This is a genomic window from Nonomuraea sp. NPDC048882 (genome assembly GCF_040649755.1).
Lineage (GTDB): Bacteria > Actinomycetota > Actinomycetes > Streptosporangiales > Streptosporangiaceae > Nonomuraea > Nonomuraea maheshkhaliensis.
The window spans coordinates 44,659-60,868 of sequence record NZ_JBEZGB010000010.1 but is presented as its reverse complement, the minus strand read 5'-3'; the positions used below and the strand labels follow the sequence as shown (position 1 = coordinate 60,868).

Below are 16,210 nucleotides of genomic sequence, written 5' to 3'. Positions count from 1 at the left end.
ATGCGCGCCGACGCGGTCGTCGTGGGGTCGGGGCCCAACGGACTGGTCGCCGCCGTCACGCTGGCCCACGCCGGGCGCGAGGTGCTGCTGCTGGAGGCGGCCGAACGGTTCGGCGGCGGGCTGAGGTCGGCCGAGCTGACCCTGCCCGGCCACGTGCACGATCTCGGCGCCACGGTGATGGCCATGGCGCTGGCCTCCCCCGCCTTTCGCGGGCTGGAGCTGAAGGGTGTCGAGTTCGCCCACTCCCCCGTGGCCGCGGCCCATCCGCTCGACGACCGGCCGGCCGTGCTCGTCCACCGCGACGTACGGCGCACCGCCGAAGGGCTCGGGCCCGACGCGGGCGCCTGGCTGGCCAGCGTCGGGGCACTGGTCAAGGCCGGATTGCCGCTGGTCGAACTGCTGCTCAAGCCGCTGGGCCCGTGGCCGGTCGCGCCGCGTGCCTTCGCGGGGGCGGCCTGGTTCGGGCCCATGGCGGCGCTGCCCGCGACGACCTTCGCCAAGGCCCTGCGGACCGTGGAGGCGCGGGCGCTGCTCGCCGGCATGGCCGCGCACTCGATGCTCGACCTGCGCTCCCCCCTCACCGCCGGCTACGGGCTGACGCTGGCGGGCCTGGCCCACCTGGTGGGCTGGCCGGTCGTGCGGGGCGGGTCGCAGGTGCTGGCCGACGCGCTGGTGGCCGAGCTGAGGTCGCTGGGCGGGCAGGCCGTGGCCGGGCATCGGGTACGCCGCCTGGCGGAGCTCGACGCGCCGATCGTCGTGCTCGACGTGACGCCCCGGCAGCTGCTCGCCCTGGCCGACCTGCCCGCGGGTTACCGCCGGCGGCTGGAGCGCTACCGCTACGGGCCCGGGGTGTTCAAGCTGGACTGGGCGCTCGACGGGCCGGTGCCGTGGCGCGATCCCGCGGTCGCCGGGGCGGCCACGGTGCACCTGGGCGGGACGTTCGAGGAGATCGTGCTCAGCGAGGCGGAGATGGCCGCCGGGCGGCACTCGCCCCGGCCGTACGTGCTGCTCGTGCAGCCGTACGCGGCCGATCCGACGCGGGGCGGGCACACGTTGTGGGCCTACTGCCACGTGCCCAACGGCTCGGCGTTCGACATGAGCAACGCGGTGGAGACCCAGATCGAGCGGTACGCGCCCGGCTTCCGCGATCGGGTGCTGGCCCGGCACGTGTCGGGGCCCGCCGAGTTGGAGGCGGGCAACCCCAACCTGGTGGGCGGCGACATCGGGGGCGGGCTGGCGAGTCTGGGGCAGTTCCTGCGCCGCCCGGTCTGGTCGCCCGCGCCGTGGCGGACGCCGCTGCCGGGGGTGTTCCTCTGCTCGTCCTCGACGCCGCCGGGGCCCGGTGCCCACGGGATGGGCGGCTGGCAGGCCGCCCGCCTGGCCCTGCGCACGTAGGCGGTCAGTGGTCGCCGTCGGTGGCCTGGAGTTCTTCGGCCAGGGCGGTGGCGAAGGCGTCCACGTCCTCCTCCGTCGTGTCGAACGCGCACATCCACCGCACCTCACCGGTGGACTCGTCCCAGGTGTAGAAGCGGAACCGCTTGCGCAGCCGCTCGGCGGCGTCGCGCGGCAGCACGGCGAAGACGGCGTTGGCCTCGACCGGCCGGGCCAGCTCCACGCCGGGGATCTCGCGCACGGCCTCGGCCAGCCGCCGCGCCATGGCGTTGGCCCGCCGGGCGTTGCGCAGCCACAGGTCGCCCGACAGCAGCGCCTCGAACTGCACGGAGACGAACCGCATCTTCGACGACAGCTGCATGAACGTCTTGCGCAGGTAGTCGACCCCGGTGGCCGCGTCCGGGTTGAGCACGACGACGGCCTCGCCGTACAGCAGGCCGATCTTCGTGCCGCCGAAGGAGAGCACGTCCACGCCCGCGTCGGTGCTCAGCGCGCGCAGCGGGACGTCGAGCGCGGCGGCGGCGTTGGTCAGCCGGGAGCCGTCGAGGTGGACGAGCAGGCCCAGGTCGTGGGCGTGCGCGCAGATCGCGGCGATCTCGGCGGCGGTGTAAACGGTGCCCAGCTCGGTGGTGTTGGAGATCGACACCACCTTCGGCTGGGCGCGGTGCACGTCGCCGAAGCCCCACGCCTGCCGGTCGATCAGCTCGGGGGTGAGCTTGCCGTCCGGCGTGGGGACGGTCAGCAGCTTGATGCCGCCGGCCACCTCGGGGGCGCCGCCCTCGTCGGTGTTGATGTGGGCGCTCTCGGCGCAGATCACCGCCTCCCACTGGGCGGTCATGGAGCGCAGGGAGACGACGTTGGCGGCGGTGCCGTTGAACACCGGCCAGGCCCGCGCCGCCTGGCCGAAGTGCCGCTGGAAGACCTCCTGCATGGCCTCGGTGTAGACGTCCTCGCCGTAGGCGATCTGGTGGCCGCCGTTGGCCGCGGCGACGGCCTGGAGGATCTCGGGGTGCACCCCCGCGTAGTTGTCGCTGGCGAAGGCCTTGAGGCGGGGGTCGTGCCGGGGAGTCAAGAAGTGAGGTCCAATCTGGTGCCGTTGATCTCGGCGGCCGGGCGGTCGTAGAGGCCGCCGACGGCCGCCGCCAGGTCGTCGACGTGGGTGAAGCCGGGAAATTCCGCGTCGGGGTCGGCGGCGCGCATGGCGTCGTTGACCAGGGCCTTGACCACGAGGATGGCCGCAGCGGAGCCGGTGCCCCTGAGCGCGTCGGCCAGGGAGAGCGTCCAGGACTCCGCCGCCGCCTTGGCCGCCGCGTAGGGGGCGCCCTTGGCGCTCGGGGCCTCGGCGGCCTTGGCCGAGACGATCACGAAGCGGCCGTTGTCGCTGCGGCGCAGCAGCGGCTCGAAGGCCAGCGAGACGTGCTGGAGGGTGCGGATCAGCAGGTCGTGCAGGAGGTCCCAGTCGCCGAGGTCGGTCTCGGCGAATGAACGGGAGCCGCGCCAGCCGCCCACCAGGTGCACCACGCCGTCCACCCGGCCGTGCTCGCGCTCGACGCGGGCCGCCAGCTCGGCGACGGCCCCGCGGTCGAGCAGGTCGACGTCATCCTTGTCGACGCCGATCACGGTGTCACCCTTTTTGCCGAAATATCCGCACACGGCGGCACCGGTGGGCCCGCCGGCCCCGGTCACCAGAATGATCATGCTCGGAGTCCCTTAGTCGATTCGACCACGTCGGCCAGCTTACGGCGCAGCGCCTCGTAGAACATGCTGAGGGGGAACTCGTCCGGCAGGACCGCGTCCACCTTGGCCTTCTGCTCCTCGGGCAGCGCCTGCACGCCCTCGGCCCAGACCGAGGCCGGATGCGGCGCCACGTACGCGCTGACCAGCTCGTGCGCCGCCAGCCAGTGGGCCAGCTTGGAGCGGTCGATGCTGTCGCGGTAGAGCTTCTCGACCTCCCCGCGCAGGTCGGCGACCCCGTCGGCGACCCGCTGCCAGTCGATCGTGAGCCGGTTGTCGGTCCAGCGCACGATGTCGTTGCGGTGCAGGTAGGCGAAGAGCAACTGCCCGCCGAGCCCGTCGTAGTTGCGCACCCGCTCGCCGGTGATCGGGAACCTGAACAGCCGGTCGAACAGGATCGCGTGCTGGACGTAGCGGGCGTGCGGCACCCCCTGGGCCTCCAGCTTCACGGCCTCGCCGAACGCGGTCAGGTCGCAGCGCAGCTCCTCCAGCGAGTACAGCCAGTACGGCATCCGCTGCTTGATCATGAACGGGTCGAACGGCAGGTCTCCGTGGCTGTGCGTCCGGTCGTGCACCAGGTCCCACAGCACGAACGTGTCCTGGGCCAGCCCCTGCGAGCGCAGCAGCCGGTCGGCGTCCGGCTGCAGGTCCAGCCTGAGCGTCTCGACGGCGGCCCTGGACACCCGCCTGAACCTGGCGGCCTCGCGGTCGGCGAAGATCCCGCCCCAGGTGAACCGCTCGGGCGCGCGGCGCACCGCGACCGTCTCGGGGAACAGCACGGCGGAGTGCGTGTCGTAGCCGGAGGTGAAGTCCTCGAACGCGATCGGCACGAACATCGGGTTGTCGTAGCCGCCCGCCTCCAGCTCGGCCAGCCAGCCGGGCCAGATGGTCCTGATCCAGACGGCCTCCAGGTTGCGGCTGGGATTGCCGTTCTGCGTGTACATGGGGAAGACCACGACGTGCTCCAGCCCGTCCACGCGCTGGGTGTCGGGGTGGAACAGGTCGAGCGAGTCGAGGAAGTCGGGCACGCCGAGGTCCTGGGCGGCCCACTTGAGCAGGTCGGCGCGGACGGCCGCGAGGTAGGCGGCGTCGTGCGGGAAGTGCGCCGGCAGCTCGCCCACGTGCCCGGCGATCTCCGCGACCAGCTCCCCGGCCCGCGCCCTGGACTCCTCCGGCACCGAGCCGTCCTTGGCCTGCAGCGGCCGCAGCTCCTCCACCGACGTCTTGAGCTTGGCGAACAGGGCGGCCTTCGCCTCGTCCCTGGCCCGGCCGCCCGTCTCGGCGTCGGGGACCCTGGCCGCCCAGGTGATCACGTTGCCCCAGAGCGTCCGGTGGTCGTGGTCGTCGATCGAGTCGTCGCCGAACAGGTCGGAGTCGGCGAACACGGCCACCCGCCCGCGCCCGTGACGCAGCGCGACGGCCAGCGGCGCGCCCGCCGGGTCGGCCGCCGCCGACGTGGCGAACAGCACCTCGGGCGCCTCGCGCGGCTCACCTTCCGTCGTGAGCGTGCCCGCGCGGTAGAAGCAGGCCGACCGGACCCCGGCCAGCAACCCCGAGTCGCTGGAACGTTCCCCCATCACCCAGGTGGCCACGCCCCTGAACGCGTGCGCCGGATCGCGTACGGTGCCGTGCACGACCCGCACCCCGAACCGGGCGAGCAGCTCGTTCAGGTTGTTGCCGTACTTGTCCTGCTCCTCCTCGGCCAGCACCACCAGCCCGCCGCCCCCGGCGACGAACTCCTCGACGGCGTCCAGTTCGGCCGCGGAGAACAGGGGGCTGCCCTGCCCCGTGGTGCGCTCCCAGCGCTCACCCGACGGGTGCGCGATCACCAGGACGTCCTGGTCCGCGAGGGCTCCGGCGTCGAGCGGGCCCCGCGTGCGGGCCGTGACCGTGTGCCCCAGGTGCCGCAGCAGCCCGGCCGCGCGGGCGTAGCTGTTGTCGTCGGGATGGGCGGGGTTGATGGCCTCGGCCACCTCGCGCCGGACGGTCCACGACTCGCTGTGCGCTTCGTCGAACAGCACCCGAGGAAACGATGACATGAAAGATCTCCTGTATCTACCGCCTTATGACGGAAAATATACACACAAAGCGGGCATGCTCCGCCAAACCCTTCCGCATGGTGAGACGGCTCAGGCCGCGCCGGGGCTCACGACGCCGGTCTCGTACGCGAAGACCACGGCCTGCGCCCGGTCGCGCAGCGACAGTTTCATCAGCACCCTGGCCACGTGCGTCTTGACCGTGGCCTCGCCCACGTACAGCTCTCTGGCGATCTCCGCGTTGGTGCGGCCGCGCGCCAGCAGCCGCAGCACCTCCAGCTCGCGCGGCGTCAGCTCGGCCAGCGCGGGCGACGGCCTCGGCTCGGCCCGCCCGGCGAACGAGGCGATCACCCGCCTGGTCACGGCCGGGTCGAGCAGCGCGTCGCCGGCGTGCACCACCTTGATCGCCTCGATGAGCTGCTCCGGCGGCGAGACCTTGAGCAGGAACCCGCTGGTGCCGGCGCGCAGCGCGGCGTAGAGGTTCTCGTCGGTGTCGAACGTGGTCAGCGTGATGACCTTGGGCGGCGAGGGGACGCCGAGCAGCTCCCTGGCCGCCGCCAGGCCGTCGAGCCTGGGCATCGAGATGTCCATGAGGACGATGTCCGGCCGCGTGCGCCGGGCCACGGCGACCGCCTCACGGCCGTCGGCCGCCTCGCCGACGACCTCCATGCCGGGGTCGCTCTCGACGACCATGCGCAGCCCGGCCCTGACCATCGCCTGATCGTCGGCGATGACTATGCGAATGCCCACACGCCGGAGGGTAGACGCCGCGCGCCCGGCTGAACACCGCCGGGAGGCGGCGGCCAAGCGGGGCGCAAGTGAGTTCCAAGTCAGGACACGCGCACGCTCTGCCTGATCCTGGTCTGGGTGGCGTCGTCGCAGGTGGATTTGGCGCAGAAGTACATGACGAGCATGGTCTTGGGCTCGCGGTCGATCACGTAGCTGACGAACGCCAGCGTGGTGCCGCTGTCGGGGTCGTGCAGGTTGCCGTCGAAGCGGGTGGCCGGGCTGTCGCCCGCCTGGTCCTGGACGGGTTTGCCGACGTTCACCTGTCCGGGCAGGAGCACCTCCATCTTGGCCTTCATCAGTTCCGAGGTGCCGTTGGCGTCGAGGGTGTCGGAGACCTGGACGTAGACGCCGGAGGCGGCCTCGGGGTCGTCGGCGACGATCTGGGTGATCTTCGACCAGTCGGCGCCAGGGCCGGCCACGAACAGCTGCTCGAAGTCGGTGGCGTGCGGGGAGACCACGGCGAAGAGGTCCTGGTGGGTGCGGACGGTCCAGTCGCCCGGATACTCGAACGTGAGCGGCGCGGCGGCGCTGGTCTTGTAGCGGGTCCAGGTCTCGCCCTGGTTGCTGAGGATGACGAACGCGACCAGCGCGAGCGCCGCGACGGCGGCCACCAGCGTGGCGGCCACGATCGGCAGCCGCCCCGGCCGCTTGGCCGCTCCCCTTCCCGCCGCACCGAACGGCGCGGCATGCCGGGGCCCCGTGCCAGGACCCGCGGAAGAGCCGGCAGAGCCTGCGGAAGGGCCCGCAGCAGGTCCGGCGGCAGGTCCGGCGGCAGGTCCCGCGGCGAGCCCCGGGACGGGCGCCGCGTGCGGCAGCGAGTGCGGCCCCGAGGACGGGCCGGGGGGCGGCTGCTGTACGGGGTACGGCCCCGAGTGCGGGCTCGCCCCTGGCGGGGGCACCAGGTGCGGCCCCGAGCCAGGCCCGCCGAACGGGTCGTACCTCGGCCCGCTGATCGCGTCGCGCAGCGCGGTCACGAACTCGGCGCAACTCGCGTAGCGCTGCTCGGGCGACTTGGCCAGCGCCCGCATCATCACGGCGTCGACCTGCGGCGGCAGCTCGGGCCTGATCTGCGACAGCGGTGTGGGCTGCTCGGCCAGGTGCGCCCAGAGCAGCGCGATGTCGTTCTCCCGCTGGAACGGCAGCCGCGCCGACAGCCCCTCGTAGACCACGCAGGCCAGGGCGTACTGGTCGCAGCGGCCGTCGATGTGCTCCTTGTTGATCTGCTCGGGCGACATGTAGCGGGGCGTGCCGATGAACTGGTCGGTCTGCGTCAGCCCGGAGATCGACGAGCGGTGCTTGGTGATGCCGAAGTCGGTCAGGTAGACGTGGTCGCCGGCCAGCAGGATGTTGGCCGGCTTGACGTCGCGGTGGATCAGGTCGTGGGCGTGGGCGGCGTCGAGCGCGGCGGCCACCTGGGCGAAGATCTGGTTCGCCTGGCCGATCGGCAGCGGCCCCCGGTCGTAGATGAGCCGGCGCATGTCGAGGCCGTCGACGTAGCGCATGGCGATGTAGAGGACGCCGTCGGCGTCGGCGTTGGCCTCGTAGATCGGGATGATGTTGGGGTGCTCGATGCTGGCGACCGTCCTGGACTCCAGGATGAAGCGCTGCCTGAACCGGTCGTCGACGCTCAGCACCGGGTTGAGGATCTTCAGCGCCACCCGGCGGCTCAACCTCGGGTCGAGTGCCAGGTAGACGACGGCCATGCCGCCCTTGCCGACGATGTCCTCGATGTAGTACCCGGCCACCTCCTGGCCGATGAGCGATCTTTCGTTCAATGGCATCACGTCTCGATGGGGTGGCCGCAGTAGCCGCAGAAGCGGTGTGCCGGTCCGAGCCTCATGCCGCACGACGTGCAGTACTTGATCGCCGGGTCCGGCGCGGTCATCACCTGCTGCTGCTGCGGGACCACTTGGAACGACTGGGACCGCCGGACGACCACGGTCTGGTTGGCGCCGTCGTCGAGCGGAGGACCGGCCGCCAGCGGCTCTGGCAGTTCTGTCGGTGTTTCAGGAGAGCGGCGACGCCACAGCAGATACGCTCCACCGGCCGCGGCTATGAAAAGTATCGCGGCCGCCAGGATGAAGGGCCACAGCGGCGTGGAGCGCACGGGCTCGCTCGCCGGCTGCTTGGTGCCCTGGTCCTCAGGCCCGCCGCGCTTGGCCAGCGAGGTCTTGAGCAGCCCGGCCGCGACCACGTTGCCGGGGTAGAGCTCCAGCACGCGCTGGAAGCCCGGCGCGGCCTCGGTGTAGTACTTGGTGTGGTAGCGGGTCAGCGCCGCCTCGAACGCCGTGTCGATCGCGCCTCTGCGCGGCACCACCTTGGCGGCGGCCAGGATGCCGGTGATCTCCCTGACCCCGATCATCCTGCCTTCCTTGCCGCCGCCGACGAGCATGCCGATGACGTGGCCGTCCTTGTCGCCGATGACGGGCGCGCCGACCAGGCCCTTGTCCGCGAGGCCGCCGAGCTTGACCGGCTCGTCCACCTTCTTCTCCGGGTCGGCGAACGGCCGGCCGCCCGATCCGGCCCCGCCGCCCGCGGCCAGGTGGGCGATCTCGACGCTGTGCGCGACGTTCGGGCCTGGACGGCCCAGGAAGCCGGCCACGTTCGTGGGTGAGCCCGCCTGCTCGGGCACCTTGCCGGCCAGCGGCGCGGTCGGCATGCCGACGCTGCCGGCGGCGGGGGTCAGCGGCACCAGCACGGCCGGGCTGTCGGGGTCGGAGCCGGCCTTGATGCACTTGACCTTGAACCCTTCCGCGCTGGCCGGCGAGACGTTGGGGAAGGCCGTGATCTCGGTGGTGACGTTGATGATGCAGGTGGCGGTGCTGCTCTTGGGCGGGTAGCAGTCCTGGAGGTGGCGGTTGAGCAGGTCGTCGGAGAGCTTGTGCTTCTTGTCGTCGTCGGGGATCTTGACGTCGTGGTGCTCGGCGAAGATCTTGTTGGCCGCGCGGATGGCCACGTCGTCCGGGTTCACCGCCAGCCGTCTCAGGGCGACGATCGTGCCGTCGGGGCTGACGACCGTACCGGTGCCCTGGGCGAACGGGAAGTCATAGGACCGCTCCACATGCTTCAGCTCGCTGACGTGATCGAGCAGCGTGATCTCCACGTGGGACACGGCTTCGAGTCGTACGACGGCGGGGCTCACCAGGTCGGTGATCCCGCTCGGGTGTTCGTGCGCCGCGACCGGCAGCGCGGTGAGCGCCAGTGCCGCCGCGACGCCGGTGACAAGAGCTGTGAGGCGCGCCATCTCTCCGCTCCAAACGCAGGACCTAGGACCAGCGTCCCAATCACCTGCCGTAAGTCAATAGACCACTTCATAGACAAGCGCTTGCTCGGGGACATAACGTACGTGAATGGGTTACACGATCGGCGTGGACGTCGGCGGTACCTTCACCGACGTCGTCGTTCGGGACACGTCCGGCGCGATCTCCGTGGCCAAATGTCTGAGCACCCACTACGACCCCATCGCGGGGATCGTCACCGGCGTTACGCGGGCGCTCGGCGGCCGGGACCCGGCGCAGGTCACGCGGGTGGTGCACGCGACGACGCTGGCCACCAACGCGGTGCTCGAACGTACGGGAGTACGTGTCGCCTATGTCACGACTCAGGGCTTTCGGGCGGCCATTCCGCTCGGCCGCTACGCCCGGGTCGAGGAGGACCGCTACGACCTGCGCTTCACCCCGCCCCCTCCTCCCGTGGCGCCCGGCGACTGCTTCGAGGTGGTGGAGCGCGTCTCGGCCCGCGGTGAGGTGCTGACCCCGCTCGACCCCGCCTCCGTGCGCCGGGCCGCCGCCGAGATCGCCGCCCGGGGCATCGGCTCGGCCGCGGTGTGCCTGCTGCACGCGTACGCCAACCCGGCCCACGAACGGCAGGTGGCCGCGATCCTGCGCGAGCGGATCCCCGATGTGGTGACCTCCTCGGAGATCTGGCCGGAGATCCGCGAGTACGAGCGCGCCACCACCACGATCATGTCCGCCTACATCGGCCCCCTGATGGCGTCCTACCTCACCCGGTTGCGCGAACGCCTCGCCGATGTCGGGATCCGCGCGCCCGTGCACGTCATGGAGTCCGGCGGCGGCGTCGTCTCCGCAGAACGGGCCGCCAGGCGGGCCGTGGCCACGATCGAGTCGGGCCCGGCCGCCGGGGTGCTGGCGGCGGCCTCGCTCGCGGCGTCGGCCGGGTTCGCGGACGCGATCTCGTTCGACATGGGCGGCACCACCGCCAAGGCGTGCGTCGTGCGCGGCGGGCGGCCGGAGATCACCCACGAGTTCCACGTGGGCGGCAAGGGCAGCTTCGGCGGGCGCAGGGCGGGCACCGGCGTGCCGGTCAAGACGCCCGCGATCGACCTGGCGGAGGTGGGCGCCGGCGGCGGCAGCGTGGCCTGGCTCGACCCGGCCGGCGCGCTGCGGGTCGGCCCGCGCTCGGCCGGCTCCTCCCCCGGGCCCGCCTGTTACTGCCTGGGCGGCTCCGAGCCGACCGTGACGGACGCGAACCTGGTGCTGGGCTACCTCTCCTCGGCCTCGATCCCGCTGTCGCCCGCGCTGGCGGACAAGGCGCTGGACCGGCTGGCGGGGCCGCTCGGGGTGACGCGCGAGGAGGCCGCGTACGCGGTGCACTCGATCGTCAGCGCCTCCATGGCCTCGGCCGTGCACGTGGTGACGGTGCAGCGGGGCATCGACCCCCGCGGCTTCGCCCTGGTGGCCTTCGGCGGGGCCGGGCCGATGCACGCGGCGCGGGTGGCGGAGCGGTTCGGGATCTCGACCGTGGTCGTGCCGCCGTACTGCGGGGTGGCCTCGGCGGCCGGGCTGCTGGCGGGCGAGCTGTGCGCGGACCGCGTCCTGTCCCGCCTGGACGCCCCCGACCCGGCCGCCCTGCTCGCCGGCCTGGCCTCGGACGCCGCCGCCGACCTCGGCGTCTCGCTCTCCGCGCCGGAGGTCCGGGTGCTGCGGTCGGTGGACGTGCGGTTCAAGGGGCAGTCGCACGATCTGACCGTGGAGTGGACGCCCGATCGGGGGGAGCTGGAGTCGCGGTTCTTCCTGCGGTACGCGCGGGTGTACGGGATCGAGCAGCGGGGGGAGATCGAGCTGGTGAGCTACCGCGTCCGCGTCACCACCCCGGCCGGCCGGCCGGAACCCACGCCCGGGATCGGCCGGTCCGACGCGCCGCAACCGGCTTCTGGCCCGCCACAACCCCGCGCGTCCGGCACGCCGCGGCCCACGCCGCCCGACGCGCCGCAGGCCGCTCCAGAGCCCGGCCTGTCCGGAGTGCCGCGCCCTGGTCCGGAGCCGCGCCCGCCGGCCCCGGCTACGCGCCGGGCGTACTTCCCCGAGTGCGGCGGTTACGCCGAGGTGCCCGTGCACACCAGGGACACCCTGACCGGCGAGCTGCGCGGCCCGGCTGTGGTCGAGGACGCCGAGTCCACGATCGTCGTCCCGCCCGGCTGGACCGCGACGCTCGCCCCTGACCTGGCCGTCCACCTCACCAGGAGCGGAGGCGGCCGATGACCGATCCCCTGACCGCGGAGGTGCTGCGCAACGCGCTGGTCGTGGCGGCGGAGGAGGCCAGCATCGTGGTGGTGCGCTCGGCGTACTCGACATTCATCGTGGAGGGCTCCGACGCCTCGGCCGCCGTGCTGGACGCGCGCGGCCGTCTGATCGCGCAGTCCATGGCCACGACGCTGATGAACAGCATGGCGCTCAGGGTCGCCCTGCCCGAGCTGCTCGCGGACTTCCCGCTCGGCACGATGCGCCCGGGCGAGGTGTACGCGCTCAACGACGCCTACCGCGGCGGCGTCCACACCAACGACCTGCTCGTCTTCCGCCCCGTCTTCGCGGAGTCCGGCGACGAGCCCGCGTACTTCACCGCCACCATGATCCACGTCTCCGACCTCGGCGGCCTGTCGGCGGGCGGCATGGCCCCGCTGGCCACCGACATCTTCCTGGAGGGCCTGCAACTGCCGCCGGTACTCCTGGCCACCGAACGAGGGCTCGAACCGGCCGTCGAGGCGATACTCAAGGCCAACAGCCGCACTCCCGACAAGGTGATGGGCGACGTCAGGGCCCTCGTGGCGGGCACGGCGGTGGCCGCCGCCCGGATGGAGGCGCTGATCGCCGAGTACGGCGTGCGCGGCCTGGCCGAAGGCGTCGACGACTACCTCGATCACACCGAGGCCAGGACCCGCGCCGCGCTGGCCGAGCTGCCCGAGGGCAGGTTCGCGGCGGCGTACCCGATCGACGACGACGGGATCGACCAGGACAGGGCGCACCACGTCCGGGTGGCCGTCACGCTCGGCGGCCGGTCGGCGGTGCTCGACTTCGCCGGCACGGACCCGCAGGTCCCGGCGGCGATCAACGCCTCGGCGTCGCAGTCGCTGGCCGCCGCCGTCTTCGCGATCCGCTGCTTCCTCGATCCGGCGATCCCCATGAACGAGGGCTGCCTGCGCGCCATCGACGTGCGCCTGCCGGAGGGCTCGCTGCTCAACGCCCGCTCCCCCTACCCGTGCGGCGGCCGGTACGTGCCCATCTACGCCGCCATGGAGGCCGTCTTCCAGGCCCTGTCGGACGCCGTGCCCGAGCGGGCCATCGCGGCCAGCGGGATCCTGCAGCCGTTCTCGATCGCGGCGGTGGGGGCGCCGTACTGGATCCACCTGTCGTACGACTTCGGCGGCGTCGGCGCCCGCAGGGACCTGGACGGGCCCGACGCGACGGGCGTGCACTTCGGCATCGGCCGCAACTCGGTGCCGCAGGTGGAGCCGGTGGAGAGCCGCTGCCCGCTGATCGTGGAGTCGATCGAGACGATCCAGGACTCCGGCGGGCCCGGGCGGCGGCGGGGCGGGCTGGGCTCGCGGACGGTCTACCGCTTCCTGGCGGACTGCCACGTCACGACCCGCGGCGACCGGCTGCGGCTGGCGCCTCCTGGGCGGGAGGGCGGCCTGCCGGGGCGGCTGGGCGGCTTCTACCGGCGGCGGCTCGACGGGACGGTGGAGCGGCTGGCGTCCAAGGTGAACAACGTGCGGTTCGCGGCCGGTGAGGCGTTCATCGTGGAGACGACGGGCGGGGGCGGGCTCGGGCCGCCCGGGGAACGGGAGCCCGAGGCGCTGCTGGCCGATCTCGACGCCGGCCACGTGTCAGCGGACGGCGCGGCCCGCGACTACGGGTAGGCGATCAAATCGGCGGGATCGAAGATGACCGGAAAGGGCCGTGAAAGACTGACCTTGGTCCCGGCCTCGTGGGCGCTAGGCCCCCGGTAGGAGTCGTCTTCGAGCTCGTAGACGTAGAGCTGCGGCCCCTCGTCGAGTTCTATCCGCCAGTAGGAGGGGATCCCCGCCGCGGCGTACGCGGCGGCCTTCGTCGCCCGGTCGCGGATCCTCGTGCTCGGGCTGACCACCTCCACCGCCAGGCACACGTCCTCGGGAGCGAACATGAGCTGCACCGACTGGCCCCTCTCCGTCGGCACCACCACAAGGTCGGGGATGTAGAAATCGCGGTCGGAGGCACGCACATTGACGGCGGAGTACACCAACAAGTGCGGCGGCGACGCACGATGGAGGATCATCTGCAGCTGGAAGATCGCGTGTTGGTGCAGGGGGGTTGGGGCAGGGCTCACCAGCAGGCTCCCGTTGAAGAGCTCGTAACGGTTCCCGTCGTCCGGGAACTCGAGCAGGTCGTCGACGGTGAACGACGCGCGGGAGGGAACCGTGCGCCTCGTCAGCGTCTCGTCGGCTTCCGTTCCGGTCTTCGGTTCGATCGTCGCCATTGCGGTCACCCACTCATCATCGGGAGTCTCGCTCTCGCCCACATGCTACTTCCCCGAAAAAACTCACTTTAAGTGACCGGGCCGCCACGCCTCGGCTCCGCAGCGCACGGCGGTGTGCACCGCTCGTGCCACCCTGGCGCCCCACTCCGAGCGGGGGCCGCCGAAGACCTCCTGCGGGCCGGCCTCGGGGACGGCCACGCAGACCGCGTCGGACGCCGTGCCCGTGCCGGGGAAGCCGGTCTCGATCATGGCCTGGGATTTCGCCTCGGTGACCGTCATGACCGTGTTCACCAGCGCCGCGTCCGTCATGGCCACCGGCAGGACCACGACGATGTTGATCGTCCCGACCCTGATCGGGGCCAGCTCGGGATCGGTGTGCCCCTCGGGGGCGGCGGCCCAGGTGGGGACGCGCAGGCCCACGGTGGCGTACGCCTCGACGCCGCCGTCCGCGGCCCGTACGTACCGGTCCACGGAGGCGGCGGTCATCATCCCGACCCCTTCGCCGTGCGCCGGTCCGAGGGAGGCGAGGTGGTCGGCCGGGTCCATCCGCGCGTAGCCGGCCACCACCTGCGCGTTCAGCACCCACTCCCGCGCGCCGATGCCGCCGCCCAGCATCGCCGAGGAGATCATCCGCCAGCCGGGCCCGAACTCCCAGAGCAGCGACCCGAGCCGGGCCCCTTCCTCCGTCCGGTAGGTGAGCTTCACGGTCCTCCTCTGACCAGGTGCACGACGGGCCGCCCGTCGGGCCCGGGCTCGATCTTCACCCGCGCGTCGAAGTGCCGTCCCACGAGGTCCTCGGTCAGCACCTGGGCGGGCTCGCCGGCGGCGGCGGCGCGACCCTCGGCGAGCAGCAGGAGGCGGTCGGCGTACAGGCCGGCCACGGTGAGGTCGTGCAGGGTGGTGACGACGGTGAGGCCGTCGGCCCGCCGCAGGCGGTCGATCAGCTCCAGTGCCTGCTGCTGGTGCCCGAGGTCGAGCGCGGTGGTGGGCTCGTCGAGCAGCAGCACGGGCGCCTCCTGGGAGAGCGCCCTGGCGAGCACGACGCGCTGCCGTTCGCCGCCGGACAGCTCGCCCGCGCGGCGCATGGCCAGCTCCGTCAGGTCCAGCCGCTCCAGCACCGACTCCGTCACGGCCCGGTCGTGCCGGCTCTCCCGCCCCAGATAGGGGATGTACGGGGTGCGTCCCAGCAACGCGTAGTCGAAGACCGTCATGTCGGGCGGCAGGGCGGGCGTCTGCGGCGCGTACGCCACCAGCCTGGCCCGCTCGCGCGGCTTGAGCGCGGCGGCAGGCCGCGAGCCGAGCACGACCTCGCCCCGCCGCGCGACGAGCCCCATGACGGCCTTGAGCAGGGTGGACTTGCCGGCCCCGTTGGGCCCGATGACGGCGCACCACTCGCCGCGGCGCACGTCGAGGTCCACACCCGACAGCACCTCGCGCCCCCCGAGCCGTACGGACAGTCCATGAGCGCTGATCATGTGGCCGCCCGCCTGGTCACGCGCAGGACGGCGACGAAGAACGGCGCGCCGACGAACATCGTCACCACGCCGATAGGCAGCTCGGCCGGCGCGATCACGGTGCGGGCGACGAGGTCGCCCAGCACCAGGAACGCCGCCCCGCCGATCATCGACAGCGGCAGCACGACCCGGTACGAGCCGCCGGCCAGCCGCCGCACGACGTGCGGGATGACGATGCCGACGAACCCGATCAATCCACTCACCGCCACGGCGGCGGCGGTGGCCAGGGAGGCGGCCAGCAGCACGGTGAGGCGTACGCGGGCGGCCCGCACGCCGAGGCTGCCGGCTTCCTCGTCGCCCACGGACAGCACGTCGAGCATGCGCCCGTGCAGCAGGAGCAGCACGGAGGAGACGGCGGCGTACGGCAGGACCAGCCAGAGCTGGTCCCACCCGCCGCCGACGTCGCCGAGGATCCAGGAGTAGACCCGCTGGAGCTCCTCGACCTTGAACTGCTGGATGAACGTCTGGATCGCGGTCAGGAAGGACGTGACCGCGACCCCCGCGAGCACGAGGGTGGCCGTGCCGCCGGCCCGCCCGGCGGTGCTGCCCAGCGTGTACGCCAGGAACACGCCCCCCACCGCCCCGATGAAGGCGGCCACGGGGATGCTGCCCGACACGGACGGCAGCAGCACGATGGCCGCGGTCGTCGCGAGCCCGGCGCCGGCGGCGGCGCCGAGCAGGTAGGGGTCGGCCAGCGGGTTGCGGAAGACGCCCTGGTAGCCGGCGCCCGCCATGGCCAGCAACCCGCCGACCACGGCGGCGACCAGCACCCTGGGCAGGCGCAGCTCGAACAGCAGCCCCTGCTCGACCGGCGCCAGCCCCGAGTCCACGTGAACGAACGGCAGCCAGTCCGCCATCTGCAGCACGACCTGCCAGGGCGAGATGTCGGCCGCCCCGTCGAGCAGGCCGGCGATCATCGAGACGGCCAGCAGGCCCAGGGCGCACACCACCCACAGGGGTCTGGCCCTGGCCGGGCCCGCCTGCCTCACCACG

Annotated in this window: 13 protein-coding genes; 3 read left to right on the top strand and 10 right to left on the bottom strand. The window is 72.6% G+C overall.

Going from position 1 to position 16,210, the window contains the following annotated elements:
- A complete protein-coding gene (locus AB0C27_RS32265; protein WP_357851579.1) occupies positions 1 to 1,395 on the top strand; it encodes an NAD(P)/FAD-dependent oxidoreductase in 1,395 nt (464 codons plus the stop codon).
- 4 nt (positions 1,396 to 1,399) lie between these two features.
- On the opposite strand, the gene AB0C27_RS32260 is transcribed toward AB0C27_RS32265, so the two are convergent.
- The 6 genes from AB0C27_RS32260 to AB0C27_RS32235 all read right to left on the bottom strand — a co-directional run bounded on the left by AB0C27_RS32260 (position 1,400) and on the right by AB0C27_RS32235 (position 9,195).
- Positions 1,400 to 2,464, bottom strand: a complete 1,065-nt coding sequence (locus AB0C27_RS32260; RefSeq protein ID WP_357851577.1) for a low specificity L-threonine aldolase — start codon at positions 2,462 to 2,464, stop codon at positions 1,400 to 1,402.
- A complete protein-coding gene (locus tag AB0C27_RS32255; protein ID WP_357851574.1) occupies positions 2,461 to 3,090 on the bottom strand; it encodes an SDR family NAD(P)-dependent oxidoreductase in 630 nt (209 codons plus the stop codon). Before AB0C27_RS32255 ends, AB0C27_RS32260 begins: the two co-directional genes overlap by 4 nt.
- Positions 3,087 to 5,165, bottom strand: coding sequence for a DUF6421 family protein (locus tag AB0C27_RS32250; protein ID WP_357851571.1), 2,079 nt, complete (start codon positions 5,163 to 5,165; stop codon positions 3,087 to 3,089). Before AB0C27_RS32250 ends, AB0C27_RS32255 begins: the two co-directional genes overlap by 4 nt.
- Positions 5,166 to 5,255: 90 nt before the next feature.
- Positions 5,256 to 5,912, bottom strand: coding sequence for a response regulator transcription factor (locus AB0C27_RS32245; protein ID WP_357851568.1), 657 nt, complete (start codon positions 5,910 to 5,912; stop codon positions 5,256 to 5,258).
- 80 nt (positions 5,913 to 5,992) lie between these two features.
- The gene (locus AB0C27_RS32240; protein WP_357851565.1) at positions 5,993 to 7,732 is read right to left on the bottom strand and encodes a serine/threonine-protein kinase; all 1,740 of its coding nucleotides are present in this window, start codon (positions 7,730 to 7,732) and stop codon (positions 5,993 to 5,995) included.
- Positions 7,732 to 9,195, bottom strand: a complete 1,464-nt coding sequence (locus tag AB0C27_RS32235) for a zinc ribbon domain-containing protein (protein ID WP_357851562.1) — start codon at positions 9,193 to 9,195, stop codon at positions 7,732 to 7,734. Before AB0C27_RS32235 ends, AB0C27_RS32240 begins: the two co-directional genes overlap by 1 nt.
- 106 nt (positions 9,196 to 9,301) lie before the next feature.
- Here AB0C27_RS32235 and AB0C27_RS32230 point away from each other — a divergent pair, with 106 nt between their 5' ends.
- Complete coding sequence (locus tag AB0C27_RS32230) at positions 9,302 to 11,452, top strand: hydantoinase/oxoprolinase family protein (RefSeq protein ID WP_357851560.1); 2,151 nt, start codon at positions 9,302 to 9,304, stop codon at positions 11,450 to 11,452.
- A complete protein-coding gene (locus tag AB0C27_RS32225) occupies positions 11,449 to 13,107 on the top strand; it encodes a hydantoinase B/oxoprolinase family protein (protein WP_357851557.1) in 1,659 nt (552 codons plus the stop codon). Before AB0C27_RS32230 ends, AB0C27_RS32225 begins: the two co-directional genes overlap by 4 nt.
- Here the strand turns inward: AB0C27_RS32225 and AB0C27_RS32220 are convergent.
- The 4 genes from AB0C27_RS32220 to AB0C27_RS32205 form a co-directional block, all read right to left on the bottom strand.
- Positions 13,098 to 13,703 (bottom strand): Uma2 family endonuclease, encoded by a 606-nt coding sequence (locus AB0C27_RS32220; protein WP_357851555.1) that lies wholly within the window; start codon positions 13,701 to 13,703, stop codon positions 13,098 to 13,100. The genes AB0C27_RS32225 and AB0C27_RS32220 overlap by 10 nt on opposite strands.
- A 63-nt stretch (positions 13,704 to 13,766) precedes the next feature.
- Positions 13,767 to 14,408 carry an adenosylcobinamide amidohydrolase gene (locus AB0C27_RS32215; RefSeq protein WP_357851552.1) on the bottom strand — a complete coding sequence of 214 codons (642 nt, stop codon included), beginning with the start codon at positions 14,406 to 14,408 and terminating at the stop codon, positions 13,767 to 13,769.
- Entirely contained in the window at positions 14,405 to 15,178 is a 774-nt protein-coding gene (locus AB0C27_RS32210) for an ABC transporter ATP-binding protein (protein WP_357851549.1), read from the bottom strand. Before AB0C27_RS32210 ends, AB0C27_RS32215 begins: the two co-directional genes overlap by 4 nt.
- Entirely contained in the window at positions 15,175 to 16,206 is a 1,032-nt protein-coding gene (locus AB0C27_RS32205) for an iron ABC transporter permease (RefSeq protein WP_357852477.1), read from the bottom strand. Before AB0C27_RS32205 ends, AB0C27_RS32210 begins: the two co-directional genes overlap by 4 nt.
- Between the last annotated feature and the right edge of the window lie 4 nt (positions 16,207 to 16,210).

Bases quoted from the DNA above. Each gene is read 5' to 3' on its own strand.
- AB0C27_RS32265 (WP_357851579.1), top strand. From the start codon at position 1: ATGCGCGCCGACGCGGTCGTCGTGGGGTCGGGGCCCAACGGACTGGTC.
- AB0C27_RS32255 (WP_357851574.1), bottom strand. From the start codon at position 3,090: ATGATCATTCTGGTGACCGGGGCCGGCGGGCCCACCGGTGCCGCCGTG.
- AB0C27_RS32250 (WP_357851571.1), bottom strand. From the start codon at position 5,165: ATGTCATCGTTTCCTCGGGTGCTGTTCGACGAAGCGCACAGCGAGTCG.
- AB0C27_RS32240 (WP_357851565.1), bottom strand. From the start codon at position 7,732: ATGCCATTGAACGAAAGATCGCTCATCGGCCAGGAGGTGGCCGGGTAC.
- AB0C27_RS32235 (WP_357851562.1), bottom strand. From the start codon at position 9,195: ATGGCGCGCCTCACAGCTCTTGTCACCGGCGTCGCGGCGGCACTGGCG.
- AB0C27_RS32230 (WP_357851560.1), top strand. From the start codon at position 9,302: ATGGGTTACACGATCGGCGTGGACGTCGGCGGTACCTTCACCGACGTC.
- AB0C27_RS32225 (WP_357851557.1), top strand. From the start codon at position 11,449: ATGACCGATCCCCTGACCGCGGAGGTGCTGCGCAACGCGCTGGTCGTG.
- AB0C27_RS32220 (WP_357851555.1), bottom strand. From the start codon at position 13,703: ATGGCGACGATCGAACCGAAGACCGGAACGGAAGCCGACGAGACGCTG.
- AB0C27_RS32210 (WP_357851549.1), bottom strand. From the start codon at position 15,178: ATGATCAGCGCTCATGGACTGTCCGTACGGCTCGGGGGGCGCGAGGTG.